Raw genomic sequence first — 25,872 nt, forward strand, 5'->3', positions numbered from 1 at the left:
AGGACAAATTCATGCGTAAGCGTAACTTTTCTTTTTTTTAGATGATCGGTGACTTTGGCGATTTCCCTGCATTGTTAATATCATCTCCAGCCTAAACCGTCACGATCAGGAGTCGAGGCTGGACTTCATGAGCCGTCTGACGGCGCGCTGGAGGGATTATGCCAGAGCAAGCTTTCACAGATGCTTTCAAGCGAAAAGGATATATTTAAGGTGGAGCATGCGTAAAGAAAATTACACTGCGCTGGATTATATCAATGATGCTATTGATGCAATTAATCATCGATTAGAACAAAACCCTATATTTTCTTTATATGTTATGGCGAAGAATCAGTTAGATTATATTAAATCTATTCTCGTCGGTATTGAAAAAGATAAAGGTAAATTACACACATTAAATCTTGGAGTGCTTGCGTCCAAAGAATTTCATACTACCGATGCCGAACTTGCTCAGCATTTGTCTAATGCTAATTATATAGCTTCGCAGATGTTACAAGGATTGAAGATTATTCTTCCCCATGAGCAAGACCTGGAGTACTTGAAAAGGCAAAGAAGATATCGCAAGTGATAAGCAACGTTTGATTAACGATTTAAATGTAAACGTTCTGATATCGAAACGGAAAAGTAGTTTTATTTTTTGGCAAGCGAAGTCAATCTTACAGTTACTCATTATCACATCAAGGGCGTTTCCGCTTTGCATATTGAGATGAGTTAACTTCTGGTACTGAGATTCGTCCATAGTGGAATAAAGATTATGCTCAACCGAATTACCGTTCAGCTCCCGGTGGAGGGGCTTCTGTTCTGGAAACTGACGGGCCGCGAGGCGATGTCCGAGTCGTTTGCGCTGACGCTGACCCTGCTCGGCACGGATGCGCGCATTGACCGCAGCAAATTGCTCGGGCAACCGGTCACGGTGACCATCCCGACGCAGAACCTGCTCTCCTCCCGCTATATCAACGGCAAAGTCACGCGCGTGGCGGTGAGCGCCGTTGAGCTGACGGGCACCCGCTACGCGGTGTACCAGTTGACGGTGGAGCCGGACCTGTGGCCGATGAAGCGCGACCGCAACCTGCGTATCTTCCAGGGGCAGACGGTGCCGCAGATAGTGAAAACCCTGCTGGGCGAGCATCAGGTCAACGTGGAGGATAAACTCACCGGCAGCTACCGGGTGTGGGACTACTGCGTGCAGTATCAGGAGTCGAGCCTGGACTTCATCAGCCGCCTGATGGAGCTGGAGGGGATTGCCTATTACTTCAGCCACGAGGACGATAAACACACCCTGGTGTTGACCGACGCCGCCACCCAGCACCAGCCGTTCAGCGGCTACGAAGTCATCCCTTACCATCAGACGCCGTCCGGCGGCAGTACGGACGAAGAGGGGATCGGGCAGTGGGCGCTGGAGGACAGCGTGACGCCGGGGATTTACAGCCTCGACGACTATGACTTCCGCAAGCCGAACGCGTGGCTGTTCCAGGCCCAGCAGAACCCGGCGTCGCCGAAGCCGGGCAGCATCGACGTGTACGACTGGCCGGGGCGCTTTGTGGAGCAGGGGCACGCGGAGTTCTACGCCCGCATCCGGCAGGAGCGCTGGCAGGTTGAGCATCAGCAGATTCAGGCCACCGCCACGGCGGCGGGGATCGCGCCCGGGCACACCTTTACGCTGACCAATGCGCCGTTCTTCAGCGACAACGGTGAATATCTGGTGACGGCGGCGGGCTACCACTTCGAAGAGAACCGCTACGCCAGCGGCGAGGGGGAAACCATTCACCGTACCGATTTCAGCGTTATCCCGGCGTCGGTGTCGTACCGCCCGGCGCAAAGCACGGCGTGGCCGCGCACCTACGGCCCGCAGACGGCGAAAGTCGTGGGGCCGCAGGGGGAGAGTATCTGGACGGATAAATATGGCCGCGTGAAGGTGAAATTCCACTGGGACCGCCTGGCGAAAGGTGATGACACCAGCTCCTGCTGGGTGCGCGTGTCGAGCGCCTGGGCGGGCCAGGGCTACGGCGGGGTGCAGATCCCGCGCGTCGGGGATGAGGTTGTGGTGGACTTTATTAACGGCGACCCGGACCGTCCGATTATTACCGGCCGCGTGTACAACGAAGCCAGCATGCCGCCGTGGGCGCTGCCGGCCGCGGCAACGCAGATGGGCTTTATGAGCCGCTCGAAAGACGGCTCCGTGGACAATGCGAATGCCCTGCGATTTGAGGACAAAGCGGGCGCAGAGCAGGTGTGGATCCAGGCCGAGCGCAACTTGGATATCAACGTCAAAAACGACGAGTCGCATTCTACTGAAAAAAATCGTACTCAGTTTGTTGGGGAAGATGAAACCTTACGGGTAGCAAAAAATCAGACCGCGGGGGTTAAAGAGAACGTCATTTGCCTGACGGGTAACAGTCGCAGTGATAAAGTGGTTAACGACTATATTCTTTCGGCGGGTAATACGCTGAGGCTGGAATGCGGTGAAAGCGCCATTGAATTATCGAAAGATGGCAGCGTTAATATCATTGGCAATAACTTTAACTTTACCGCTAAGCAGAATGCGCAAATAAACACGCTTTCCGGCGAACTGCATTTAAACCCTGATGATGGAAGCAATGCCATCGATCCTCCTGGCGCATCCCATCAGGGTGAAATCCAGCAGGAAGTGGATAGTTTTTTTGTTATTAATGGCAATAAGTAAGAGTAACCTGAATGGCTGAATATATTCTTCAGGAAGCATCCCTCGCCTTACCTGATGTGTTTAAAGACAGAACCATGAATTTATTTACCCTGAGTGATAACGGAGCCAGCGAGTTTACTTTTGTTGTTTCTCGTGCGAGTGCTAAAAACGAAGATAAAGTTCATGATGCGGCAACACGGCTGGTACGTGAACTGGAAATTACGGTGCCCGATTTTCGTCTCGAATCCTCTCAGATGACCTCTGTTGATGGTCACCCGGCGGTTGAGCTTTTTTATCAGTTCAAAAATGATAATGCGATCATCTTCCAGAGGCAGACCGTTATTTTGCTCGGTGACCATCCTGGCGGCCAAAAGATGGTGTGTTATATCGGTACTTGTCCGGGCGAGTTTAGTGATTATTATCATAATCAATATCAGGAAATTATCCGCAGTATTAAGTTCCACAAACCTGCTGAGACTGAAACCCAAGAAATGCTCGCTGCCGACAGCCAGGGGCCATTTTTTGCGCTTGATAGTGAGAGTAAGGTACTGAGTGTCTTTGAAAACATTCAGGAACTGTATGGCCACCTTTCGCTTCAGCGGGCGAAAGAGGGGCAGTATTTGCTTTTTGAAAAGCGGGGTAAACCACTCAGTATTGCACCCGTTCCGGACAGCCAACCCCTTCGTTACGCGCTCTGGACGACTTCCTCAGACAAATCACATCACTTGCTTTCACAGCTTTCCGTATGCCGCCAGGTCTCTGGTTCTGACCAACTTAATACACCCGATCGGATACGTGGGTATCTGATGGCACAGCGAGCCGAATAGTCATGTCTGAATGTCTGGCCGCTCGCGTAGATGATGAGATTGCTCATACAGCCTCAAAAGGCTGGATGATCGCGGGATTGGTTGGTGGGGCAATTCTGGGCGCAGCTGCCGTTGTCGTCACCGGAGGGACCGCGCTGGTTGCTGTTTCTGCCGTTGCGGCTGGGGCATGTGCTGCGGGTGGGTTGGGTGAGCTCCTCGGTAGTATGTCATGGGCTCCACGCCATACAACCGGTACGCTAAAAGAAGGTTCTCCCAATGTCTTTATCAACAGCCGAAAGGCTATCCGCGCTCATCTGTCAGCCGGAGAGTGTGATGAGCACAGCGGTAGCCTGCAACGGGTTGCGGAAGGTTCGATAAAAGTTTACATCAACAACTTTCCCGCCTCTCGCACAGGCGATAAGTTGACTTGCAGCGCCGAGATTAGCCAGGGATCGCGAAATGTTATTATCGGTGGAAGCAGGGTTCAGACAGATGAAATAAGTCCTGAAATACCGGAATGGGTGAACTGGACGATGCTCGCCGTTGGTGCCGGAGCCATGGCGGTGCTGGCCAGTCCGGCAATCGCACTTCTGAGTACACTCGGTGCGATGGGCGGTGGAACTGTGGGTAGCTACGCGGGTGGAATGCTGTTTGGCGAAGGCAGCGACGGTCAGAAATGGGGGATGCTGATCGGCTCCGTTATCGGCGGTGGAGCTGGCATCAAGGGTGGGGCAAGGCTTGATGCGTGGCGGGCTGGTAAAATACCGGCAGTCAGACCTGTCGAAGCAAGCCCATTAGGCGCTACAGCTTTAAATAAACCGAAGATAAGTTTATCCGAGGCTGTAGGTAAAGACCTGTCGAATACATGGATAACGAAGGGAAGACAACTTGCTGAACAAGGGGATAAACGACTCTCCTCCCTGCTAACTGATGATGAAGTAGGGGCTCTTTATGGTTATACTACGAATGAAGGTTATCCGATGGTTAACAATGCGCTAAGAGGTCAGGCTGAACTTACACCAGAAATACAAGCCTTTGCGGATCACGCCACTAACGCGCTTGATAAGCTTCCTTCCTATAAGGGGATAACATATCGAGGCGCGATGTTACCTGAAAACGTACTAATGGAAAACCAGGTGGGTAATGTTGTTTCTGATCCAGCATTTATGAGCACCGATCAGAAAGTTCCTTTTTCAGGAGATATCACGATTAAAATTAATGGTAAAACAGGTAAGCCTATTGATTTTCTTTCTGAATATAAAGGAACTGAAACGGAAGTGCTTTTCAAACCAGGTACCAAATTTGAAGTTGTTGAGCGTGTTGATTCTGGTGGTAAAACCGCGCTTACATATAAGGAATTATAATGATCGATCTGCACACTGATTTAAATACGTTACTAAAGTATGTGGACAAATATCGACACTACTTACCCGTTAGCAGTCCTTTGGTTCAGCGGAGGATGCAGTATACTTATGATAATAAACCCTTAGAATCATCGTCGAATAGTGATGCACAAAAACAATGGGACTTAACACCGTCATGTAACATCTCACTAGCGGAATCGCGAGATCGTGCTGTTGGTGCGCTTATTGGTCTTGCTGTTGGAGATGCTGTAGGGACGACACTCGAATTTTTACCTCGTGACAAAGCACACGTCAAAGATATGACAGGTGGTGGGCCATTTCGACTTCGCGCAGGCGAATGGACGGATGATACATCCATGGCATTATGTCTTGCGGAAACGCTTCTTGAGAAAGGTGATGCGGATACTATATGCTTCCGGAATAAGCTTTTGGCATGGTATCAGCATGGTTATAACAGTTCAAATGGCGTCTGTTTTGATATAGGTAATACAACGCGATTTGCTTTAGAACAATATTTAACAATTGGCCCAGGATGGAGCGGAAATACTGCGCCAGAAACTGCAGGTAATGCTTCTATTATCAGACAAGCCCCTGTCTCTATTTTTTTTAGAAAGTCATTAAGCAAAGCGTTTTATGAAGCTAAAAAACAGAGTATCGCAACACACGGTGCCGCGGAAGCAATAAATAGCACACAGTATTTAAGTTATTTGCTTGTGCATATGATTAACGGTAGCAATAAAGATTTTGTTTTTTCTCCGCACGTTATGCCGCTTCAGCCACGCGTAATGATTATCAACGCGGGTGAATATAAGCAAAAAACTCGCGATCAGATTCGTTCAAGTGGTTATGTTATCGATACGCTTGAGGCAGCGATGTGGTCGGTATGGAATACGGATAATTTCCGAGATGCAATTCTACTGGCCGCCAATCTTGCCGATGACGCTGACAGCGTTGCGGCGACGGCGGGGCAATTAGCTGGAGCATTATATGGTTATTCCGGTATTCCGCAGGATTGGAAAAATAAACTCGTGCAACACGAACGTATCGCCACAATGGCAGGTGAGTTATTCGATAGAGCACCTGAGGACAATTTTTTATAATTGTATAATCCCTATGGCACGGCTATTTTTCCGTGCCTGATATTTGGTCAGTAAAAAAATATCTCTTCTAGTCATTAGGTGGAGGATTACAGTATATTTTCAATATAAAAGATATGTGTAAGATTGCTCATGAATAAAGAAAATTATACCGAGTTGAATTATATCAATGATGCCCTTGATATAATCAATCAACGATTGGAAGCAAAGCCTGATTTTTCACTGTATGTTATGGCGAAGTGCCAGTTGGATTATATCAAATCAATTTTAATAGGTGCTGAAAAAGATAAAAGTAAATTACATGCATTGAATCTTGGAGTGCTCGCGTCCAAAGAATTTGATACAACAGATGCCGAGCTTGCCCAGCATTTATCTAATGCTAATTATATAGCTTCGCAGATGGGGCAAGGATTAAAGATCATTCTTCCTCATGAACAAGATGTGGAATATTTGAAAAGACAAAAAAGATATCGCAAGTGATTGAGGTTTTTTTGTTTTAATGTCTGATAGACTGTGAACATTCTAGCCCCGATTGGTTTTATTTTTACTGTTTGCATGGCGACGAATAAAAAATGAGTGGAGAATGAAAAGATGAAATGGATTGGTTGTATGTTTTTCATTCTTATCACTTTAGCATACATCTGGAATGGAAAAGATTTTTTCGGCAAAAAAAAACAATGGTTTCTGGCTGGGCTGATGTTCGTTCTGGTGCTAGTGACTACGGTTATTATTGGCTTTACGTTGAAATGGATCGCTCTGTCAATGTCATTATTCTCCGTCGCAACGGCGAAACAATATTCGATTATCTTTTCCATGTCTTTCCTGTGTGTATGGGGATTAAAGGTTACCGTTGTGCTGCTCTGCACGATTTTTCACGGGGTCATAGGGGCGCATAAAAAATACAATGCAGAAAATTATGAAAAAATATCGTCTATAACACGCGTCGTTGGGCCTGGCTTGCTTATCGTTGCTAAAAGCGTAGTTTCCCTGGCTTGCGTCCTTATGTTTTCAGGTTTATGGCTTAAATAAGCACGATATTAACTTAAAAATATCTCAGTGAAACTACAGGAAAAGTAGTTTTATTTATTGGCAAGCGAAGCAATCTTACAGCTACTCATTATCACATCAACGGCGTTTCATCTTTGCATATTGAGCTGAGTTAACTTCTGGCACTGAGATTCGTCCATAGTGGAATAAAGATATGCTCAACCGAATTACCGTTCAGCTCCGTTGAGTTGACGGGTGGTATATTAGCTGATGGTGGAGCCGGACCTGTGGCCGATGAAGCGCGACCCACCTAAATGCTGAGCACTATTCCTAACGTGTTTAATGCCTCTTTGGGTGACAAGCTTTGGACCTGCCGAGGAGAGATCGTTAGTGCTGAAGAAAAAATGCGTGCTGCAGACCAGAGTTATATTTTCAGTACAGTAAAACTCTGCTGCTATGCGTAACTGGTGGGTAAACGCCGTAACCATCGCTATTATCACTTCGAGGCGAACAAACGCTGTCTTGAAATTATCCTTTCAACCTTGATGTTATAAACGGCTTTAATTCATTTTGACGCGGTAGCTTATTCTGTAGAAAAAAATCCACGCCAGGGCGTGGATTTTTTTGACTCAAGACGAATCAGACGTTGAACAAGAAGTTCATCACGTCGCCATCTTTAACGATGTAATCTTTACCTTCTGCACGCATTTTGCCGGCTTCTTTCGCGCCCTGCTCACCCTTGTAGGTGATGAAGTCTTCGAACGCGATAGTTTGCGCACGAATAAAGCCTTTCTCGAAGTCGGTATGGATCTTACCGGCCGCCTGTGGCGCGGTTGCACCAACAGGGATGGTCCATGCACGCACTTCCTTCACGCCAGCGGTGAAGTAGGTTTGCAGGTTCAGCAGCTCGTAGCCCGCGCGGATCACGCGGTTCAGGCCCGGCTCTTCGATACCCAGCTCGGCCATAAATTCTTCGCGGTCGGCATCGTCCAGCTCGGCAATGTCGGATTCGACAGCCGCACACACGGCCACCACCACAGAACCTTCCGCCGCGGCGATTTCACGCACTTTGTCCAGGTATGGGTTGTTTTCGAAACCGTCTTCGTTAACGTTGGCGATGTACATGGTTGGCTTCAGGGTCAGGAAGCTCAGGTATTTGATCGCCGCTTTGTCTTCGTCGGTCAGGTTTTTCAGCGCACGCAGCATGCCCGCGTTTTCAAGCTGTGGCAGACATTTTTCCAGTGCCGCCTGCTCGGCTTTGGCGTCTTTGTCGCCACCCTTGGCACGCTTCTGCACGCGGTGTAACGCACGCTCGCAGGTGTCCAGGTCAGACAGCGCCAGCTCGGTGTTGATAACATCGATGTCGTCAGCCGGGTCCACTTTGTTGTTCACGTGGATAATGTTGTCGTTTTCAAAGCAGCGCACAACGTGACCGATAGCTTCGGTTTCACGGATGTTGGTCAGGAACTGGTTACCCAGACCTTCACCTTTAGACGCGCCTTTTACCAGACCCGCAATGTCCACGAATTCCATGGTGGTTGGCAGAATGCGCTGCGGCTTCACGATTTCCGCGAGCTGGTCCAGACGCGGATCGGGCATAGGTACAACACCGGTGTTCGGCTCAATGGTACAGAACGGGAAGTTTGCCGCTTCAATACCGGCTTTGGTGAGCGCGTTGAACAGGGTGGATTTGCCAACGTTAGGCAAACCGACGATACCGCATTTGAATCCCATCTCTAAATCACCTTAATATCTTGATAATCAACCAGTTAGGGGTAACCGATTGAAGAAAAGTAAATAACTACGCCTATTATACACGTAACCCGCATCCCGCGCGGTAAAAAAGCCGTATGACGCCGATTATTGCGCCTTAAAGGCGTGGAGGCGGTTAGTTGCTTTTGTCAGGCCGTCTTTGATCCAAATTTCGGTACAGCGCGCCGCTTCGTCGACAGCCTCATCTATTAATTTCTGCTCAGAAACCGGCGGCTTACCGAGCACGAAACCGACAACTTTGTTTTTATCGCCCGGATGGCCGATTCCCACGCGCAAACGGTGAAAATTCGGGTTATTCCCCAGCTTGCTGATGATGTCTTTCAGACCGTTGTGGCCGCCATGGCCGCCGCCCAGTTTGAATTTTGCGACGCCCGGGGGCAGGTCTAGCTCATCATGAGCAACCAGAATTTCATCTGGATTAATGCGATAAAACGTCGCCATGGCGGCAACAGCTTTGCCGCTGAGGTTCATAAAGGTCGTTGGCACAAGCAGACGCACGTCCGCGCCGGCAAGGTTGATACGTGAGGTATACCCGTAGAATTTCGGTTCTTCACGCAGGGGGGCACGTAACCGTTCAGCCAGCAGATCAACGTACCAGGCACCGGCGTTATGGCGGGTGGCTGCATACTCTGCGCCAGGGTTGGCGAGGCCGACAATCAGTTTAATCGTCACGATTCACTTCCTAATGGGTTCCGGATCTGGCGCGTAGTTTACTGTCTGACGCGCCGCTTGACAAAATTCTGCGCCATCAAGGTCAAAAAGCGAATAATTACTCATTTGAACCATTAGAATTTCAAGCTGTTCAACGTCTTATTTGTAAACTTTTGTCTGGGCGTTATCCGTAAATGTGATCATTCACGCAACTCATATAAGCGGTGTTGTCTATACTTTACACACAAGGAATAGGGACTTATTCCCTACAACCCAAAGTTCCGGAGGTGACACATGAAACGCAAAAACGCTTCGTTACTCGGTAACGTCCTGATGGGGTTGGGACTGTTCGTGATGGTGGCCGGTGTGGGTTATTCTATTTTAAACCAGCTACCGCAGCTTGACCTCCCGCAATACTTCGCGCATGGGGCGGTGCTGAGCATCTTCCTCGGTGCGGTGCTGTGGCTCGCCGGAGCGCGTGTGAGCGGCCATGAGCAGGTCAGCGACAGATACTGGTGGGTGCGCCATTACGATAAACGCTGCCGCCGCGACCAGCACAAGCACAGCTAGCGTGTGAATATAACGAACACCGAAACGACTCTTTGCGGAGTCGTTTTTTTTTGCATGATGGGTTGACCCTCACGTAACGTAAGGCTCCAGAGTAGCGCTGATGGCAAAGAAAAGGAGCAGTTATGTTGATTCAGGTGGGGGAGCTGGCAAAACGCGCCGGGATCACCGTGCGCACGCTGCATCATTACGAACAAACAGGCTTACTGCTGCCTTCTGCCAGAAGTGCGGCGGGTTACCGGCTTTATAACCTGGCGGATGTACAGCGTCTGCATATGATCCAGGCGCTGGCAAAAGCGGGGCTGGAACTTGCTGAAATCCGAGGTTTCCTCGAACAGGAATCGCTTTCGCTAATGGAGCTTCTCGATGCGCAAATCAGCCTGCTGGACAAGCAGCTACGCAGCATTCATACGCTGCGTGAACGACTGGTGGAGTTGCGTACCGGGCTTGCCGTTGACGAGGCACCTGACCTGGAATCCTGGCTACAGACTCTGGAGTTAATGAACATGTACGATCGCTGGTTTAGCAAAGAAGAGTTACAGCAGCTGCCGTTTGCCGTGCAGAAAGAGGCGCTGGAGGCCATCTGGCAAGCGTTGGTCACAGAAGCAAAAACGCTGCTGGAACAACACATCGATGTCACCGATCCGCGCGCGATGGAACTTGCCACGCGCTGGATGGTGCGTCTTGAGCAAGATACCGCAGGAAAGCCGGAATTTCTTGCCCGACTGAATGAGATGCACAGCGTTGAGCCTCAGATGCGCGAACAAACGGGGATCACCGCGGAGATAACGGATTACATTACGCGGGCGTTCGCGGAGTCAAAGCTTATCATCTGGCAGGACTATCTTTCGTCTGAGGAGATGGCCTTTACCCGGGCGCACTATTTTGACCGGATGATGGAGTGGCCGCCGCTGGTGGCGAAACTGCATCAGGCGCAGCGTGATCGGCTTGAGCCTTCGTCCGAAGCCGCGCAGACGCTGGCTGAAAACTGGCTGGAGCTGTTCCAGTCCTATGCGGGCACTGACCCGGCAACGCAGCAAAAGTTTCGCCTGGCGATGCAGCAGGAACCGCATCTGATGAAGGGAACATGGATGACGCCTGCCGTGCTTGGCTGGCTCCAGCAGGCCATCGCAGTGATGATGCAGAGACGTTTCTCTGCATCAGGCGGCTCACAGATCCGCTAACGCCGCTTCGCGGTCAGGATAAAAGGCAAGGCGGCCAGGGATTGGCTGCACGCCCGCACGCGCCATGGTGCGCAGAGGCTGGAATTCAAGGTTACTGACCCGCAGCTCGCAGCCTTCCGGCAAACGCTGAACAAAGCGCTGGAAGGCATCCAGCCCGCCTGCATCAAGTACCGGTACGGCATCCCATTTCAGCACCACAATCCGTTTGCCCGCGATGCGGGACTCAAGGTCGCTGAACAGCCCCTCCGCAGCGGCAAAGAACAGCGGACCTATCACGCGCAGTACCAGCACATCGTCAGGCACCTCGACGTTAACCGGGGAAAGGCGCGTCATTTGCGCGATGCGGCGCATAAACAGCAGCGACGCCAGCACAATACCCACGCTGATGGCGATAACCATGTCGAACAGTACGGTCAGCGACATACAGATCAGCATCACGATGATGTCGTCCTTCGGCGCGCGGCGCAGCAGGTTCACCACCTTGTGCGCTTCACTCATGTTCCAGGCCACCATCAGCAGCAGCGCCGCCATTGCCGAGAGCGGGAGCCAGGAGAGCCACGGAGCAAGAATGAGCAGGGCAAGGATCACCAGCACGGAGTGGATCACCGCGGAGACGGGTGACGTTGCCCCGGCGCGCACGTTAGCCGCCGAACGGGCGATGGCTGCCGTTGCCGTAATACCGCCGAAGAACGGGGCGATGATGTTGCCAAGACCCTGACCGACCAGCTCGCTGTTCGCTTTGTGCTTGGTGCCGGTCATGCCGTCGAGCACGACGGCACAAAGCAGGGATTCAATCGCCCCCAGCATGGCCATGGAGAAGGCGGCGGGAAGCAGGGCGCGCAGCGAATCCCAGCTAAGCGTAAAGCTGGAACCCGGCATATCCCACGGCAGAACCAGCTGCGGCAGCAGTTGCGGAATACCGCTGCCCTGAGAACCGTCCGCCAGAACATAGTGGAACTGCGAGCCGATGGTGGCGACATGGCCACCGAACATGTTGACGATAGCCATTACCGCGCAGCCCAGCAGCAGCGCAGGCAGGTGGCCCGGCAGGCGAATGCCCAGCCGCGGCCAGACGATCAGCGTGCCAAGCGTCACAATTCCGATGGCCGCATCGCCCAGGTTGGCGGTTGGCAGCGCCATCGCCAGCGCCCCTACTTTTTGCAGATAGTGTTCAGGGACGTGGGCCATCTGCAGGCCCAGGAAATCCTTGATCTGCATGGTACCGATGGTAATACCGATCCCGGATGTGAACCCCAGCGTCACGGAAAGGGGGATGTACTCGATCAGCCGGCCAAAGCGCGCCAGACCGAACAAAATCAAAAAGACGCCGGACATCAGGGTGGCAACCAGCAGCCCTGCCAGACCAAACTGCTGGGAAACGGGGTAGAGGATCACCACAAAGGCGGCGGTCGGGCCGGAGACGCTAAAGCGCGATCCCCCCGTCAGGGCGATGACAATACCGGCAACGGCCGAGGTGTAAAGGCCATACTGCGGCGCAACGCCGCTGCCAATCGCCAGCGCCATCGCCAGCGGGATAGCGATAATACCGACGGTGATCCCGGCAATCAGGTCACGAACAAAGCGTGACGAGGTGTACTTCTCTTTCCAGCAGGCGTCGATGAGGGCGCGAAAGGGCAGAACATGTGAGGAGGTTACGTTTTTCACAATTATCTATCATCCGTGTGCGCATCATCTGTCATGTGAATGGCAGGTGATTATTGCATTAGTCATACAAATAAATATCAGAAATAAAAAAACCCGCCGCAGCGGGTTTATCGGCCGTGTTCGATCAGTGTTCGAACATTGCTGAGATGGATTCTTCGTTGCTGATACGACGAATCGCTTCGGCCAGCATCCCGGACAGGGTCAACGTACGCACGTTTGGCAGTGCTTTAATCTCGTCGCTCAGTGGGATGGTATCGCACACCACAACTTCGTCAATAACGGAGTTGCGGAGATTGTTTACGGCATTACCGGAGAAGATTGGGTGAGTTGCGTAAGCGAACACGCGCTTGGCACCACGTTCTTTCAGCGCTTCAGCCGCTTTGCACAGCGTACCGCCGGTGTCGATCATGTCGTCAACCAGCACGCAGTCACGGCCCGCAACGTCACCGATGATGTGCATCACCTGAGAAACGTTAGCGCGCGGACGACGTTTGTCGATGATCGCCATGTCGGTATCGTTCAGCAGCTTCGCGATAGCACGGGCACGTACCACGCCGCCGATGTCCGGAGAAACCACAATCGGGTTGTCCAGGTTCAGCTGCAGCATGTCTTCCAGCAGGATTGGGCTGCCGAATACGTTATCAACCGGAACGTCGAAGAAGCCCTGGATCTGCTCTGCGTGCAGGTCAACGGTTAGTACGCGGTCAACGCCAACGCTGGACAGGAAGTCAGCGACAACTTTGGCAGTAATTGGCACACGCGCGGAACGGACGCGGCGGTCCTGGCGGGCATAGCCAAAGTAAGGGATTACAGCAGTAATACGACCTGCGGAAGCACGGCGCAGGGCGTCGACCATAACAACCAATTCCATCAGGTTGTCGTTCGTTGGAGCACAGGTGGACTGGATGATGAAAATATCACCACCGCGTACATTTTCGTTAATTTGTACGCTGACTTCGCCGTCGCTAAAGCGACCTACAGCGGCGTCGCCGAGGGAAGTGTACAGGCGGTTGGCAATACGTTGTGCTAGTTCCGGGGTGGCGTTACCAGCAAAAAGCTTCATATCAGGCACGAGAAGAACCTCAGGCATGCGTCCAGTGGTGGATAACCTTCGCCAAAAACTGTGCGGGCCAGGCGAATGCTATCCAGGCGGTGTATTAAAGAGCGCGATGCAACGTCTGGAACAGGGTGACGTTGTCACCGAAACTCAGTCTGCGCCAGAATGGTCTGCTGTAGGGGGGAGGTGTTCATCCCGCGTGCTACAAAACCATGCAGCCAAACCGGCGCTTGCTCAAGCACCTGACGAGCGGCGGATTCGGTGTCAAATTCAGCAAAGACACAGGCCCCTGTACCAGTCAGGCGCGACGGCGCGTATTCTAACAGCCAGGAAAGCACCGCATCAACCTCGCGAAAACGTTTTCTTGCGATATCCTCGCAATCGTTGCTGAATTCACAATTTAATAACGTTTCTATTGACCGCACCGGGGTATCTCTTTTCAGGTCCGGATCGTTAAAGATAACCGGGGTCGGAACGTTCACGCCAGGGTGAGCCACGAGATACCATTTTTCCGGCGGTTCGACCGGGGAGAGAATTTCCCCCACGCCTTCGGCAAACGCCGCATGACCGCGAACAAATACCGGCACATCAGCCCCCAGCGTTAACCCCAGGCGGGCCAGTTCGTCTGTAGACAGCCCGCAGCCCCAAAGAGAGTTTAGCGCAACCAGCACGGTGGCGGCATTCGATGAGCCTCCGCCCAGCCCGCCTCCCATGGGCAGACGTTTCTCAATGCTGATATCCGCACCGCTTCCTGCGGGCAGCCGGCCGGACTCTGCTGCCGCTTTCATCAACAGCCGGGCAGCGCGCACGATCAGGTTATCTTCCTGCGCCACGCCTTCCACGGGAGTCAGAAGGCCAATGTGGCCGTCCTGACGCAGCGTTATGGAGAGTGTGTCGCCGTAGTCAATAAACTGAAACAGCGTCTGCAGCGTGTGATAACCATCAGCACGCCGTCCGGTGATATATAAAAACAGGTTGAGTTTTGCCGGTGAAGGCCAGTGGGTCATCATTTAACGATCCAGTTGTCCATCTTCAGCTTGATGCGCTGGCTGCCCTGGGTCAGCTCCATGTTGGAGGGCAGAGAAGGCTGCGTTTTGCTGTCATAGGCGCTGTAGACCACCTTCCAGGTTTTGCCGTTCTGGGTGTAATTCACCTGGCTCAGACGGTATTGATCGTCGAGGGTGTAGTCGGTCGCCTCACCCGGGAGGCCGAGGATCCACTGGCGCAGGCTGTTCAGCGGGATTGGCATCCCGGTCAGTTTGCCAATCATCTCTTCGGCATCGGTCGCGGTGTAGTGCTGGCCTTTATTGTCGGTGATCTGCGCTTCACCCGGTTTGGCAATAAGCTCCAGTTCAGTGCTGCCCAGTGGGTTCAGCAGCAGCAGGCGATAGTTATCCTGCCCCGTTTGCTGCCAGAAGAAACGCGCATACACTTTTTGCTCGTCAGACAGATAGGCGAAGGCACCGCGGGTCTGGTACTGACTCAGGTTACGCACGTCCTGCTGGTGTTGACGCCACTGCGGCGAGTCAGGGCTTTTGCCCGGGCCCTTGGGTTGATTAACAGAACAGGCGGTCAGAACCAGGGCCGCCAGAGGCAGCAGGCGAATCAGTCGGGTCATAATGATGACAAATCCTTGAGATACGTTGCAGTTATAACTGTTAATGCTAGCGTCCCACAGTGCTACCGTCTACGTTCAAATTATCTCAAAGCGTTGTATCAGCTTGAAGTATGACGGGTATAAGCTATTACTCCGAAAGGGGGCAGTCTCTTTTATTGATCTCGCGCATCCTGTATGATGCGTCCTGCTAACCTTATTAACGCTGGTACTACTCCCGCTCAACATGACCTTATTAGCACTCGGCATCAACCACAAAACGGCCCCGGTTTCGCTGCGAGAACGCGTTACGTTTTCGCCGGATACGCTCGACCTGGCGCTGGACAGCCTGCTTGCACAGCCCATGGTGCAGGGTGGGGTGGTGCTCTCGACGTGCAACCGTACCGAGCTTTATCTCAGCGTAGAAGAGCAGGACAACCTGCATGAAGCGTTAATCCGCTGGTTATGCGACTACCACAACCTCAACGAAGAAGAGCTGCGCAAAAGCCTGTACTGGCATCAGGATAACGATGCGGTCAGCCATCTGATGCGCGTGGCCAGCGGTCTGGATTCGCTGGTGCTCGGCGAGCCGCAGATTTTGGGGCAGGTGAAAAAGGCGTTTGCCGATTCGCAAAAAGGGCATCTGAAGGCCAGCGAGCTGGAGCGTATGTTCCAGAAGTCGTTCTCCGTGGCGAAGCGTGTGCGAACCGAAACCGACATTGGTGCCAGTGCGGTTTCCGTTGCTTTCGCAGCCTGTACCCTCGCACGCCAAATCTTTGAATCCCTGTCCACCGTCACGGTGCTGCTGGTGGGCGCAGGCGAAACCATCGAACTTGTGGCGCGCCATCTGCGCGAACACAAGGTGAAAAAGATGGTTATCGCTAACCGTACCCGGGAGCGCGCGCAGGTGCTGGCGGACGAAGTGGGCGCGGAAGTGATTGCGCTAAGCGATATCGATGAACGCCTGAAAGAGGCGGACATTATTATTAGCTCAACCGCCAGCCCGCTGCCGATTATCGGTAAAGGAATGGTGGAGCGCGCCCTTAAATCCCGCCGGAATCAGCCGATGCTGCTGGTCGATATTGCCGTTCCGCGCGATGTCGAACCGGAAGTGGGCAAGCTGGCTAACGCCTATCTTTACAGCGTGGATGACCTGCAGAGCATCATTTCGCACAACCTTGCCCAGCGTAAAGCGGCGGCGGTTCAGGCGGAAACCATTGTCGAGCAGGAAACCAGCGAGTTTATGGCCTGGCTGCGCGCGCAAAGCGCCAGCGAGACGATCCGCGAGTACCGCGGGCAGGCAGAGCAGGTGCGTGATGAACTGACTGCCAAAGCGCTGGCGGCCCTTCAACAGGGCGGCGACGCAAACGCCATTATGCAGGATCTGGCCTGGAAACTGACCAACCGCCTGATCCATGCACCAACCAAATCTCTCCAGCAGGCAGCCCGCAACGGGGATGATGAACGCCTGACTATTCTGCGCAACAGCCTCGGGCTGGAATAGCGCCCTATACCCATTTTCTATTACAAGGTGCATTTACGCCTATGAAGCCTTCTATCGTCGCCAAACTGGAAGCTCTGCACGAGCGCCATGAAGAAGTACAGGCGCTGCTCGGTGATGCCGGGACTATTGCAGACCAGGAACGTTTTCGCGCGCTGTCGCGTGAATACGCGCAGTTAAGTGATGTTTCAAAATGCTTTACCGACTGGCGACAGGTTCAGGAAGACATTGAAACCGCGCAGATGATGCTCGACGACCCTGAAATGCGCGAGATGGCGCAGGAAGAGTTGCAGGACGCGAAGGCGCGTTCGGAAGAGATGGAGCAGCAGCTCCAGGTCCTGCTGCTGCCTAAAGATCCTGACGACGAGCGCAACGCGTTTGTTGAAGTCCGCGCCGGGACCGGCGGTGACGAAGCCGCGCTGTTTGCCGGCGACCTGTTCCGCATGTACAGCCGCTACGCCGAAGCGCGCCGCTGGCGCGTGGAGATCATGAGCGCCAACGAAGGCGAGCATGGCGGTTACAAAGAGGTTATCGCGAAAATCAGCGGTGACGGCGTTTATGGGCGCCTGAAGTTTGAATCCGGCGGCCACCGCGTGCAGCGCGTTCCGGCGACCGAATCACAGGGGCGAATTCATACCTCCGCCTGCACGGTTGCGGTCATGCCGGAGGTGCCGGAAGCGGAACTGCCGGATATTAACCCTGCGGACCTGCGCATCGATACCTTCCGCTCCTCGGGGGCGGGCGGTCAGCACGTTAACACCACCGACTCCGCCATCCGCATTACCCACCTGCCAACCGGCATCGTGGTAGAGTGTCAGGACGAGCGTTCCCAGCACAAAAACAAAGCCAAAGCCTTGTCCGTTCTGGGTTCACGTATCCGCGCCGCTGAAATGACGAAGCGCCAGCAGGCGGAAGCCTCTACCCGCCGTAACCTGCTGGGCAGCGGCGATCGCAGCGATCGTAACCGTACCTATAACTTCCCGCAGGGCCGCGTGACGGACCACCGTATCAACCTGACGCTGTACCGTCTGGATGAAACAATGGAAGGCAAGCTCGATATGCTGATTGAGCCTATCGTGCAGGAATATCAGGCCGACCAGCTGGCGGCGCTGTCCGAGCAGGAATAATGGATTTTCAACACTGGTTACGCCATGCCGCCAGTGCGCTTTCTGAAAGTGAAAGCCCGAAGCGCGACGCCGAAATTTTGCTGGAGTACGTCACGGGGAAAGCCCGCACGTATCTGCTGGCTTTCGGCGAAACCGAGCTGACAGCTGAACAACAGTCGCAGCTTGACGCGCTGCTTGCGCGCCGTAAAATCGGCGAGCCGGTGGCGCATCTGGTTGGCGAGCGCGAGTTCTGGTCGCTGCCGCTTTATGTCTCGGCCGCCACCCTGATCCCGCGTCCGGACACCGAGTGCCTGGTGGAGCAGGCGCTGGCGCGTCTACCCGCAGCGGGCTGTTCGATTCTCGATCTCGGTACCGGCACGGGCGCGATCGCGCTGGCGCTGGCCAGCGAGCGGCCCGACTGCACGGTGACGGCGGTGGACGTGATGCCCGACGCCGTGGCGCTGGCGCGGCGTAACGTGGAACGTCTTGAGGCCAGCAACGTGACGGTGCTGCAAAGCAGCTGGTTTACCGCGCTGGACGATCGGGCGTTTGACATGATAGTCAGCAACCCGCCTTACATCGACGAACGCGACCCGCACCTGGCGCAGGGCGATGTGCGTTTTGAGCCGCTCACCGCGCTGGTTGCAGCCAACGCGGGTTTGGCCGATCTTGATCACATTGTGACAACGTCACGAAAGCATTTGCTTCCCGGCGGCTGGCTGCTGGTGGAACATGGCTGGACGCAGGGCGAAGCCGTGCGCGCGCTGTTCGCCACTGCAGGTTACACCGCAGTGGAAACCTGTCGCGACTATGGCGGCAATGAGCGCCTGACGCTGGGCCAGTGGTCATGAGTTTGTTTAACGTGCTGCTCGCCGTTCACCTGATTGCCGTTGCGCTCACCATCGGCTTTTTTGTCGTCCGCTACGGCTGGCGCTACAGCAATAATCCCATGATTGACGCCCGCTGGGTGCGCATTGCGCCGCACTGTATAGATACGGTGCTGTTCCTTTCAGGCGCAGGCTTAATGTGGAAGACCGGCTATCTGCCATTTACTGATAAAGGCGCATGGCTGACTGAAAAGCTGTTTGGCGTTATCATCTACATCGTTTTGGGTTTTATCGCGCTTGGGCGTCGTCGTCCGCGCAGCCAGCAGGCGGGCTTTATTGCCTTTATGCTGGGTCTGGTGGTGCTGTACATCATCATTAAACTCGCCACCACTAGAATACCGTTACTGGGGTAAGTCATGAGGTCCTTAGCCGATTTCGAATTTAACAAAGTGCCGCTCTGCGATGGCATGGTCCTGATTTCTGAGATGATTCGCGACGATTTTACGTCGCAGTACGTCTACGACGAGCTGGAGAGTCTGGTCAGCCTGGCGCGTGAAGAGATCAATCAGGCGCGTCCGCAGGACTGGCAGTTAGAGAAGTTAATTGAACTTTTCTACGGCGAATGGGGTTTCTGCGACACGCGTGGCGTGTATCGCCTGTCTGACGCATTATGGCTGGACCAGGTCTTAAAAAATCGTCAGGGCAGCGCCGTTGCGCTGGGGTCTATTTTGCTGTGGGTCGCGCACCGTCTGGATATTCCGCTGGTGCCGGTCATCTTCCCGACGCAGATGATCCTGCGCGCGGAGTGGCTGGACGGGGAGATGTGGTTAATCAACCCGTTTAACGGCGACACGCTGGACGAGCACACGCTTGACGTGTGGCTGAAAGGCAACATCAGCCCGGTCGCCGAGCTCTTCAACGAAGATCTCGACGAAGCGGATAACGCCGAAGTGATCCGCAAGCTGCTGGATACGCTGAAGTCTGCGCTTATGGAAGAGCGTCAGATGGAGCTGGCCTTACGTGCCAGTGAAGTGCTGCTGCAGTTTAACCCGGAAGATCCGTACGAAATTCGCGATCGTGGCCTGATTTATGCGCAGCTGGACTGCGAGCACGTGGCGCTGAACGACCTGAGCTATTTCGTCGAGCAGTGCCCGGAGGATCCGATCAGCGAAATGATCCGCGCGCAGATTACCGCTATTTCGCACAAACAAATTACACTGCATTAATCTTAATTCCGATTCACACCTGAATAAGGCGATCCTATGAAACAAAAAGTGGTTAGCATTGGTGACATCAAGGTAGCAAACGACCTGCCGTTCGTGCTGTTTGGCGGCATGAACGTGCTGGAATCCCGCGATCTCGCCATGCGCATCTGCGAGCACTACGTGACCGTGACCCAAAAGCTGGGCATCCCTTACGTGTTCAAAGCCTCTTTTGACAAAGCCAACCGCTCCTCTATCAACTCTTACCGCGGCCCGGGCCTGGAAGAAGGGATGAAGATTTTCCAGGAGCTGAAGCAGACCTTTGGCGTGAAAGTGATCACCGACGTGCACGAAGCGTCTCAGGCGCAGCCGGTAGCAGACGTGGTTGACGTGATCCAGCTTCCTGCGTTCCTGGCTCGCCAGACCGACCTGGTTGCCGCGATGGCGAAAACCGGTGCCGTGATCAACGTGAAAAAACCGCAGTTCGTGAGCCCTGGCCAGATGGGCAATATCGTCGATAAGTTTATCGAAGGCGGCAACGACCAGATTATCCTGTGCGACCGTGGCGCTAACTTCGGTTACGACAACCTGGTTGTGGACATGCTGGGCTTCAGCGTGATGAAAAACGTCTCCGGCCAGTCTCCGGTGATCTTCGACGTGACCCACGCTCTGCAGTGCCGCGACCCGTTTGGCGCGGCATCAGGCGGCCGTCGCGCCCAGGTGACCGAGCTGGCGCGTGCGGGCATGGCGACCGGCCTGGCGGGCCTGTTCATTGAAGCACACCCGGATCCGGCCAACGCGAAATGCGACGGCCCGTCCGCGCTGCCGCTGGACAAGCTGGAGCCGTTCCTGAAGCAGATCAAAGCGATTGACGATCTGGTGAAGAACTTCGAGGAGCTGGATACCAGCAACTAATAAAAAAACCCGCTTCGGCGGGTTTTTTTATGTTTTCTCCCTCTCCCACCGGGAGAGGGTTGGGGTGAGGGCATCAGGCCGCACCGGATCAATTTCACGCAAAGATCGTCATCAAATACGCAATAAACAAGGCCATATGCGCCGCACCGTTCAGCACATTCGTGCGTCCGGTGGAGAACGAAATCTGGCACAGCAGCAGCGACGCCACCATCACAATCATCTCAGGCGCACCCAGCGCAAAATGCAGGTCATTACCGGTCATAAAGGCAATCAGCGTTACTACCGGAACGGTCAGGGATATGGTCGCCAGCACGGAGCCGAAGAACAGGTTCATCGCACGCTGCACCTGATTGTTCAGTACCGCTTTCAGCGCGCCCAGGCCTTCAGGTGACAGGATAAGCAACGCGACCAGGAAGCCGGTAAACGCCACCGGCGCGTTTAGCTCGGTTAACAGGGTCTCCAGCGGGTTGGCGTTCATCTTGGTAACGGCGATAACCGCAATAAGATGCACGATCAGCCAGACGGTATGCCAGGCGCTGCTGTGCGCTGAGGGCTTGCCATGGTGCGGGTCGTCGTCGTCGCCGTCGTCTTCATGCTCGTAAACAAACAGGCTCTGGTGCGTTTTGGTCTGAATCAGCAAGAATACGCCGTACATGGCCGCAGAAATCAGCGCGACCAGCAGCGCCTGGCCGGTAGTGAAGTTTGCACCCGGCAGCGCCATCGGGAACACCAGCACGATAATCGCCAGCGGAAAAAGGGCGATGAGATACTGCTTAATGCCAAACAGGTTCATATACTGAGTGGCGAATTTGCGACCGCCCAGCAGCAGGGAAAAGCCGACCAGACCGCCGGTGACGATCATGATGATGGAATAGAGCGTATCGCGCATCAGGGTTGGCGCGGCGTCGCCGGTTGCCATCAGCGCAGAGATCAGACTGACTTCAAGGATCACAACGGACAGGCTGAGGATTAATGAACCGTACGGCTCGCCCAGACGGTGGGCTAAGACATCCGCGTGGCGCACCACGCTAAAGGCGCTGGTTAAAATGCCCACCAGCGCAAGAATATTGATACCAACCACCACTGGCAGTGACTGACTGCTTCCCCAGAAGACCAGCACAGCCAGTGCCAGAACCGGGAAAATGAGAGACGTCTCCTTGTGGCGGGTCTTTACCGCCTCGTGTGCTGCTGTCATGTGCTTCTCCATCAATGCAGGTGCTTGTAATTATAGATAGATTTTTGAGGTCATTAAACTAACAGATCTCTGTTAAATACCCTTGAATTTTTACTCACTTTTACTGTTAATAGGAAAAAGACAATCTGATGCTTATAAAAATGAGTTATCGCTAAATAGCTATTATATAACAGATGATTAGTTCAGTGATGTACGCATAATTTAAATTGCACTGGCACCTGGCGGTATCGTCGCCCACACTTAACTCTTTAGCAAAAAGAGAGGTTAGCGATGCCGTACAAAACGAAACGTGAATTACCCGAGAGCGTACAACACGTGCTCCCCGCCCATGCGCAGGATATCTATAAAGAAGCCTTTAATAGCGCCTGGGATCGATACAAAGACAAGGACGATCGACGGGATGACGCCAGCCGCGAAGAAACCGCACACAAAGTCGCATGGGCCGCCGTAAAGCATGACTATGAGAAAGGTGACGATGATAAATGGCATAAAAAGAAATAGCCGCGAAATAATAAGCTGCCTTCATTTTGACTTTTCAGGCGGTTCATCTTCCGCTGTATTGCAACTGGCCCGTGAATTGCTTATCGTTGACGGACTGCTGTTAAAATGAACAGCAACTAATGCCGGGAAGGCGAATTACAGATGTCGCAAGGAAGCATGCAGTGGCGGAGGTGGAAAGTGTTAACGCGTGATTTCTTAATGAAGGCAGATTGTAAGACGGCATTTGGTGCTATTGAGGAATCGCTTCTCTGGTCGGCTGAACAACGTGCGGCGTCGCTTGCTGCGACGCTGTCGTGCCGTCCGGATGACGGCCCGGTATGGATTTTTGGCTACGGTTCACTGATGTGGAACCCGGCTCTGGAGTTTGTCGAATCGGCAACGGGTACGCTCCCGGGCTGGCATCGCGCATTCTGTCTGCGCCTGACGGCCGGACGCGGCAGCGCATGTCAGCCGGGACGGATGCTTGCACTGAAAGAGGGCGGGCGCACCACGGGCGTCGCCTATCGCCTGCCGGATGTGACGCTTGAAGATGAGCTAACGCTGCTCTGGAAGCGTGAAATGATCACCGGCTGCTACATGCCGAGCTGGTGCAGGCTGGAACTTGACGACGGTCGCCTCGTCAACGCGCTGGTGTTTATCATGGACCCGCGCCACCCGCTGTATGAAGCGGATACCCGCACGCAGGTGATTGCTCCGCTGATTGCCGCCGCCAGCGGGCCGCTGGGGACCAACGCGCAGTATCTCTTCTCACTCGATCAGGAGCTGACTCGCCTCGGCATGAGGGACGACAGCCTGAATGAGCTGGTGATGAAGGTAAAAACGCTGCTCGAAGGAAACTCGCTGAATAACCCGCTGCGTCCGGGGTTTGCCTGAAAAAACGCCCGGCTGGCCGGGCGTCTGTTTTTATGCGGCAACGTAGCTGACGGAATGCTCCAGCGACTGGCTGTGGCTGTCAATCAGGACGTCCCACGTGCCGGTATAGGGCACGGTCAGCCACGCCTTGTCATCCTGCACCGTCAGAATATCCGCCTGCGACTGCGTTTGCGTCGTTGAACTCATCAGATGAATACGGCAACGCTCTGAGCAGCGTACCACTACCGTATCCCCGCCAAACAATTTCAAACTTGTTTTCACCCGTGCCATGTTTTACCCCGTCGTTAATGCGCTTTCTGAGCGTGATGTTGTTCACAAATTACTCACTGCATAACACCAAAGGGGAGGCTGACGGATGCTGATTTTGATCAAAAAATGGCATAACGTTTAAACAAAAATGACAAAATCCCTGAAAGCATTCAGCTTACGCGCGTTTCGCCTGCGAAACGCGCGCGGGAAGAAAATTAAATGCGGAAATGCCCGGCCGTTTCAGCAAGGTCGCCCGCCTGGCTCTGCAGGGCGCTGGCTGCCGCAGCGGACTGCACCACCAGCTCGGCATTCTGCTGAACCATGCGGTCGAGGTGCGTTACCGCATGGTTGATTTCGTGAATGCCTTTCATCTGCTCGCTGGTGGCGATAGAGATTTCGCGCATGATGCCGGTCACGCTGACGATGCTTGAGCGGATCTCATCCATGCTTTCGCCCGCCAGGTGAACGTAGCGAGAACCAGTAGCCACGCTGTGGGTCGTGGAGTCGATAAGCGTCTTGATCTCCCTGGCCGCCTGGGCGCTCCGGCTGGCGAGGTTACGCACTTCGCCGGCAACCACCGCAAAGCCGCGCCCCTGTTCACCGGCACGCGCCGCTTCTACCGAGGCGTTCAGCGCCAGAATATTGGTCTGGAAGGCAATACCGTCAATAACGCTGGTGATATCACCGATTTTGGCTGACGCCACTTCAATCGACTGCATGGTGCTGATGGCCTGTGAGACCACGTCGCCGCCGCGCGACGCGGCCGCGGAGGCAATGCCCGCCTGATCGTTGGCCTGCGCCGCGGACGCGTTCGACTGCGTCACCGAGGCGGTAATTTCCTCAACGGCGCTGGCGGTTTCGCGAAGGCTGGAGGCCGCCTGCTCGGTACGCCCGGAGAGATCCTGATTACCTGCCGCAATTTCCCGCGCCGCGTTTTTCACCGAGTCGCTGGCGTCGCGCAGCTGCACCATGACCACCGCAAGCTTGTCGCTGAAGGCGTTAAACGCCTGCGCGATCTGCGCCACTTCATCCTCGCCGCTGTCGGGCAGGCGCCGGGACAGATCGTTGGTGCCGTTGGCGATGCTATGCATGGCGTCGCGGATTTCCGACAGACGTTTCAGCAGGCGGGCAATCAGGAAATGAACGATGGCGCCGCTCAGCAAGGCCAGGATCACCAGCGAGAGGGCCGAGGCTTTCAGTAAAGAACGCATGCCGGAAGTAGCGTCGTTGTTATCGAGCGCGACGATCAGCATCCACGTGGTGCCCGGCACCGCCGTGGCGGCAAAGGTTTTTTCCACCCCGCTGAACGTGCCGTCGACCAGGTTTCCGCTTTTCAGCGCCGCCAGGTCGACGCCCTTGATGGCTTCACTAAAGGGCTTCAGCGTGAGCACCGGATCGTTGGCGGCAATAATAGTGCCATCGCTGTCGATCAGTAGGCCGCTGCTGGCCGGTGTCGGGTGGATGCCGCGCACGTTAGCGACCACGCTGTCCATCGCCACATCCCCCGCGACGACCGCCTTCAGCTCGCCATTCTTTTTCACCGGCAATGCGAAGGTGACCACCAGCTTGCCGGTACCGGCATCGACATACGGCGCGGTAACGACGGGCGCACCGGCGCTGGCCGCCTGCTGATACCACGGGCGAACGGTTGGGTCGTAATCCGCAGGCACGCCGGCAGGATCGGAGAATTTTGCCGTTTTACCGGCATAGCCCACGTAGACGTTAGTGAACCCGCCCGCCTGCGCAAGCTGTTTAAAGACGGGAACCGGATCGTCGCTCAGGGCAATGGGCTGGGCTGAGGCGATTACCGCCATTTTGCTGCCTACCCAGTCGGCAATCGCCATGTTGTGGCTGGCGCTGGTGCTGTTCAGGATATCGCGCTGTGACTGCTGGTTATCCTGACGCGTGACCTGGAAGTTAATGACGGTATTAAGAAGAAGGGCGACGACCAGACAGCCTGTCGTCGCGGCGATGATGCGAGCACGAATGGACCTGAACATAAGTGAAATACCTGCTGTGTTGTTTCCATGCCTATCGGCAGGCGAGCAGGTAAACTTGATGCTGAAACCGCGTCCATAAGAAAATAATATTTTTATATG

At 54.1% G+C, this 25,872-nt stretch carries 26 protein-coding genes; 17 read left to right on the forward strand and 9 right to left on the reverse strand.

From position 1 onward, the window contains the following. Positions 1-127: 127 nt before the first annotated feature. From D5067_RS09845 to D5067_RS09875, 7 genes are all read left to right on the forward strand, one after another. Positions 128-565 (forward strand): immunity protein Tsi6 family protein, encoded by a 438-nt coding sequence (locus tag D5067_RS09845; protein WP_233606838.1) that lies wholly within the window; start codon positions 128-130, stop codon positions 563-565. A 186-nt stretch (positions 566-751) separates the two neighbouring features. Continuing rightward, a complete protein-coding gene (locus D5067_RS09850) occupies positions 752-2,680 on the forward strand; it encodes a type VI secretion system Vgr family protein (protein WP_125913533.1) in 1,929 nt (642 codons plus the stop codon). An 11-nt stretch (positions 2,681-2,691) separates the two neighbouring features. Further along, positions 2,692-3,486, forward strand: coding sequence for a DcrB-related protein (locus D5067_RS09855; RefSeq protein WP_119937655.1), 795 nt, complete (start codon positions 2,692-2,694; stop codon positions 3,484-3,486). Positions 3,487-3,488: 2 nt separating this feature from the next. After that, complete coding sequence (locus D5067_RS09860) at positions 3,489-4,829, forward strand: PAAR domain-containing protein (RefSeq protein ID WP_119937656.1); 1,341 nt, start codon at positions 3,489-3,491, stop codon at positions 4,827-4,829. Continuing rightward, positions 4,829-5,929: an ADP-ribosylarginine hydrolase Tri1 gene (gene tri1 / locus D5067_RS09865; protein ID WP_119937657.1), complete on the forward strand. Its 1,101-nt coding sequence runs from the start codon at positions 4,829-4,831 to the stop codon at positions 5,927-5,929. The genes D5067_RS09860 and tri1 overlap by 1 nt, the downstream gene beginning before the upstream one ends. A 129-nt stretch (positions 5,930-6,058) precedes the next feature. Continuing rightward, a complete protein-coding gene (locus D5067_RS09870; protein ID WP_119937658.1) occupies positions 6,059-6,406 on the forward strand; it encodes an immunity protein Tsi6 family protein in 348 nt (115 codons plus the stop codon). A 111-nt stretch (positions 6,407-6,517) separates the two neighbouring features. After that, positions 6,518-6,955: a hypothetical protein gene (locus D5067_RS09875; protein WP_119937659.1), complete on the forward strand. Its 438-nt coding sequence runs from the start codon at positions 6,518-6,520 to the stop codon at positions 6,953-6,955. 597 nt (positions 6,956-7,552) lie between these two features. Here the strand turns inward: D5067_RS09875 and ychF are convergent. Continuing rightward, positions 7,553-8,647, reverse strand: coding sequence for a redox-regulated ATPase YchF (gene ychF / locus D5067_RS09880; protein WP_119937660.1), 1,095 nt, complete (start codon positions 8,645-8,647; stop codon positions 7,553-7,555). Positions 8,648-8,773: 126 nt separating this feature from the next. Further along, positions 8,774-9,358 (reverse strand): aminoacyl-tRNA hydrolase, encoded by a 585-nt coding sequence (gene pth / locus D5067_RS09885; protein ID WP_119937661.1) that lies wholly within the window; start codon positions 9,356-9,358, stop codon positions 8,774-8,776. Between the two features lie 273 nt (positions 9,359-9,631). Here pth and ychH point away from each other — a divergent pair, with 273 nt between their 5' ends. Further along, positions 9,632-9,907, forward strand: coding sequence for a stress-induced protein YchH (ychH, locus tag D5067_RS09890; protein ID WP_006175911.1), 276 nt, complete (start codon positions 9,632-9,634; stop codon positions 9,905-9,907). Positions 9,908-10,029: 122 nt separating this feature from the next. Continuing rightward, on the forward strand, positions 10,030-11,088 hold the full coding sequence (locus D5067_RS09895; RefSeq protein WP_119937662.1) for a MerR family transcriptional regulator: 1,059 nt from the start codon (positions 10,030-10,032) through the stop codon (positions 11,086-11,088). On the opposite strand, the gene dauA is transcribed toward D5067_RS09895, so the two are convergent. From dauA to lolB, 4 genes are all read right to left on the reverse strand, one after another. Further along, positions 11,074-12,753, reverse strand: a complete 1,680-nt coding sequence (gene dauA / locus D5067_RS09900; protein ID WP_119937663.1) for a C4-dicarboxylic acid transporter DauA — start codon at positions 12,751-12,753, stop codon at positions 11,074-11,076. The two genes, D5067_RS09895 and dauA, sit on opposite strands and share 15 nt — an antisense overlap. 124 nt (positions 12,754-12,877) lie before the next feature. Further along, complete coding sequence (gene prs / locus D5067_RS09905) at positions 12,878-13,825, reverse strand: ribose-phosphate diphosphokinase (RefSeq protein WP_003856663.1); 948 nt, start codon at positions 13,823-13,825, stop codon at positions 12,878-12,880. Positions 13,826-13,950: 125 nt separating this feature from the next. Continuing rightward, a complete protein-coding gene (gene ispE / locus D5067_RS09910) occupies positions 13,951-14,820 on the reverse strand; it encodes a 4-(cytidine 5'-diphospho)-2-C-methyl-D-erythritol kinase (protein WP_119937664.1) in 870 nt (289 codons plus the stop codon). After that, positions 14,817-15,428 carry a lipoprotein insertase outer membrane protein LolB gene (gene lolB, locus D5067_RS09915; protein ID WP_119937665.1) on the reverse strand — a complete coding sequence of 204 codons (612 nt, stop codon included), beginning with the start codon at positions 15,426-15,428 and terminating at the stop codon, positions 14,817-14,819. The genes ispE and lolB overlap by 4 nt, the downstream gene beginning before the upstream one ends. 223 nt (positions 15,429-15,651) lie before the next feature. Here lolB and hemA point away from each other — a divergent pair, with 223 nt between their 5' ends. From hemA to kdsA, 6 genes are read left to right on the forward strand one after another with little or no spacing between them, the layout of a single operon-like run. Next, positions 15,652-16,908 (forward strand): glutamyl-tRNA reductase, encoded by a 1,257-nt coding sequence (gene hemA / locus D5067_RS09920; RefSeq protein ID WP_119937666.1) that lies wholly within the window; start codon positions 15,652-15,654, stop codon positions 16,906-16,908. 41 nt (positions 16,909-16,949) lie between these two features. After that, complete coding sequence (gene prfA / locus D5067_RS09925; RefSeq protein ID WP_119937667.1) at positions 16,950-18,032, forward strand: peptide chain release factor 1; 1,083 nt, start codon at positions 16,950-16,952, stop codon at positions 18,030-18,032. After that, positions 18,032-18,862 carry a peptide chain release factor N(5)-glutamine methyltransferase gene (gene prmC, locus D5067_RS09930; protein ID WP_119937668.1) on the forward strand — a complete coding sequence of 277 codons (831 nt, stop codon included), beginning with the start codon at positions 18,032-18,034 and terminating at the stop codon, positions 18,860-18,862. Before prfA ends, prmC begins: the two co-directional genes overlap by 1 nt. After that, positions 18,859-19,251 (forward strand): invasion regulator SirB2, encoded by a 393-nt coding sequence (gene sirB2 / locus D5067_RS09935; protein WP_119937669.1) that lies wholly within the window; start codon positions 18,859-18,861, stop codon positions 19,249-19,251. The genes prmC and sirB2 overlap by 4 nt, the downstream gene beginning before the upstream one ends. 3 nt (positions 19,252-19,254) lie before the next feature. After that, on the forward strand, positions 19,255-20,064 hold the full coding sequence (gene sirB1 / locus D5067_RS09940) for an invasion regulator SirB1 (RefSeq protein WP_119937670.1): 810 nt from the start codon (positions 19,255-19,257) through the stop codon (positions 20,062-20,064). A 36-nt stretch (positions 20,065-20,100) separates the two neighbouring features. After that, positions 20,101-20,955, forward strand: a complete 855-nt coding sequence (gene kdsA, locus D5067_RS09945) for a 3-deoxy-8-phosphooctulonate synthase (RefSeq protein ID WP_119937671.1) — start codon at positions 20,101-20,103, stop codon at positions 20,953-20,955. A 94-nt stretch (positions 20,956-21,049) separates the two neighbouring features. On the opposite strand, the gene chaA is transcribed toward kdsA, so the two are convergent. After that, on the reverse strand, positions 21,050-22,150 hold the full coding sequence (gene chaA, locus D5067_RS09950) for a sodium-potassium/proton antiporter ChaA (protein WP_119937672.1): 1,101 nt from the start codon (positions 22,148-22,150) through the stop codon (positions 21,050-21,052). Between the two features lie 270 nt (positions 22,151-22,420). On the opposite strand from chaA, the gene chaB reads away from it, so the two are divergent. Both chaB and D5067_RS09960 read left to right on the forward strand, forming a co-directional pair. Continuing rightward, positions 22,421-22,651 (forward strand): putative cation transport regulator ChaB, encoded by a 231-nt coding sequence (chaB, locus tag D5067_RS09955; RefSeq protein WP_119937673.1) that lies wholly within the window; start codon positions 22,421-22,423, stop codon positions 22,649-22,651. Positions 22,652-22,828: 177 nt separating this feature from the next. Further along, positions 22,829-23,524, forward strand: coding sequence for a gamma-glutamylcyclotransferase (locus D5067_RS09960; RefSeq protein WP_119937815.1), 696 nt, complete (start codon positions 22,829-22,831; stop codon positions 23,522-23,524). Between the two features lie 30 nt (positions 23,525-23,554). Here D5067_RS09960 and D5067_RS09965 read toward each other — a convergent pair whose 3' ends face one another. After that, entirely contained in the window at positions 23,555-23,794 is a 240-nt protein-coding gene (locus tag D5067_RS09965) for a DUF1883 domain-containing protein (RefSeq protein ID WP_119937674.1), read from the reverse strand. A gap of 194 nt (positions 23,795-23,988) precedes the next feature. Next, positions 23,989-25,773 carry a methyl-accepting chemotaxis protein gene (locus D5067_RS09970; RefSeq protein ID WP_119937675.1) on the reverse strand — a complete coding sequence of 595 codons (1,785 nt, stop codon included), beginning with the start codon at positions 25,771-25,773 and terminating at the stop codon, positions 23,989-23,991. Between the last annotated feature and the right edge of the window lie 99 nt (positions 25,774-25,872).

It is taken from the genome of Enterobacter huaxiensis (assembly GCF_003594935.2).
In the GTDB taxonomy this organism is placed as follows: domain Bacteria; phylum Pseudomonadota; class Gammaproteobacteria; order Enterobacterales; family Enterobacteriaceae; genus Enterobacter; species Enterobacter huaxiensis.

What these genes read in the sequence shown, in the direction of transcription:
- D5067_RS09845 (WP_233606838.1), top strand. Translation starts at nt 128, where the DNA reads ATGAGCCGTCTGACGGCGCGCTGGAGGGATTATGCCAGAGCAAGCTTT.
- D5067_RS09850 (WP_125913533.1), top strand. Translation starts at nt 752, where the DNA reads ATGCTCAACCGAATTACCGTTCAGCTCCCGGTGGAGGGGCTTCTGTTC.
- D5067_RS09855 (WP_119937655.1), top strand. Translation starts at nt 2,692, where the DNA reads ATGGCTGAATATATTCTTCAGGAAGCATCCCTCGCCTTACCTGATGTG.
- D5067_RS09860 (WP_119937656.1), top strand. Translation starts at nt 3,489, where the DNA reads ATGTCTGAATGTCTGGCCGCTCGCGTAGATGATGAGATTGCTCATACA.
- tri1 (WP_119937657.1), top strand. Translation starts at nt 4,829, where the DNA reads ATGATCGATCTGCACACTGATTTAAATACGTTACTAAAGTATGTGGAC.
- D5067_RS09870 (WP_119937658.1), top strand. Translation starts at nt 6,059, where the DNA reads ATGAATAAAGAAAATTATACCGAGTTGAATTATATCAATGATGCCCTT.
- D5067_RS09875 (WP_119937659.1), top strand. Translation starts at nt 6,518, where the DNA reads ATGAAATGGATTGGTTGTATGTTTTTCATTCTTATCACTTTAGCATAC.
- ychF (WP_119937660.1), bottom strand. Translation starts at nt 8,647, where the DNA reads ATGGGATTCAAATGCGGTATCGTCGGTTTGCCTAACGTTGGCAAATCC.
- ychH (WP_006175911.1), top strand. Translation starts at nt 9,632, where the DNA reads ATGAAACGCAAAAACGCTTCGTTACTCGGTAACGTCCTGATGGGGTTG.
- D5067_RS09895 (WP_119937662.1), top strand. Translation starts at nt 10,030, where the DNA reads ATGTTGATTCAGGTGGGGGAGCTGGCAAAACGCGCCGGGATCACCGTG.
- ispE (WP_119937664.1), bottom strand. Translation starts at nt 14,820, where the DNA reads ATGATGACCCACTGGCCTTCACCGGCAAAACTCAACCTGTTTTTATAT.
- lolB (WP_119937665.1), bottom strand. Translation starts at nt 15,428, where the DNA reads ATGACCCGACTGATTCGCCTGCTGCCTCTGGCGGCCCTGGTTCTGACC.
- hemA (WP_119937666.1), top strand. Translation starts at nt 15,652, where the DNA reads ATGACCTTATTAGCACTCGGCATCAACCACAAAACGGCCCCGGTTTCG.
- prfA (WP_119937667.1), top strand. Translation starts at nt 16,950, where the DNA reads ATGAAGCCTTCTATCGTCGCCAAACTGGAAGCTCTGCACGAGCGCCAT.
- prmC (WP_119937668.1), top strand. Translation starts at nt 18,032, where the DNA reads ATGGATTTTCAACACTGGTTACGCCATGCCGCCAGTGCGCTTTCTGAA.
- sirB2 (WP_119937669.1), top strand. Translation starts at nt 18,859, where the DNA reads ATGAGTTTGTTTAACGTGCTGCTCGCCGTTCACCTGATTGCCGTTGCG.
- sirB1 (WP_119937670.1), top strand. Translation starts at nt 19,255, where the DNA reads ATGAGGTCCTTAGCCGATTTCGAATTTAACAAAGTGCCGCTCTGCGAT.
- kdsA (WP_119937671.1), top strand. Translation starts at nt 20,101, where the DNA reads ATGAAACAAAAAGTGGTTAGCATTGGTGACATCAAGGTAGCAAACGAC.
- chaA (WP_119937672.1), bottom strand. Translation starts at nt 22,150, where the DNA reads ATGACAGCAGCACACGAGGCGGTAAAGACCCGCCACAAGGAGACGTCT.
- chaB (WP_119937673.1), top strand. Translation starts at nt 22,421, where the DNA reads ATGCCGTACAAAACGAAACGTGAATTACCCGAGAGCGTACAACACGTG.
- D5067_RS09965 (WP_119937674.1), bottom strand. Translation starts at nt 23,794, where the DNA reads ATGGCACGGGTGAAAACAAGTTTGAAATTGTTTGGCGGGGATACGGTA.
- D5067_RS09970 (WP_119937675.1), bottom strand. Translation starts at nt 25,773, where the DNA reads ATGTTCAGGTCCATTCGTGCTCGCATCATCGCCGCGACGACAGGCTGT.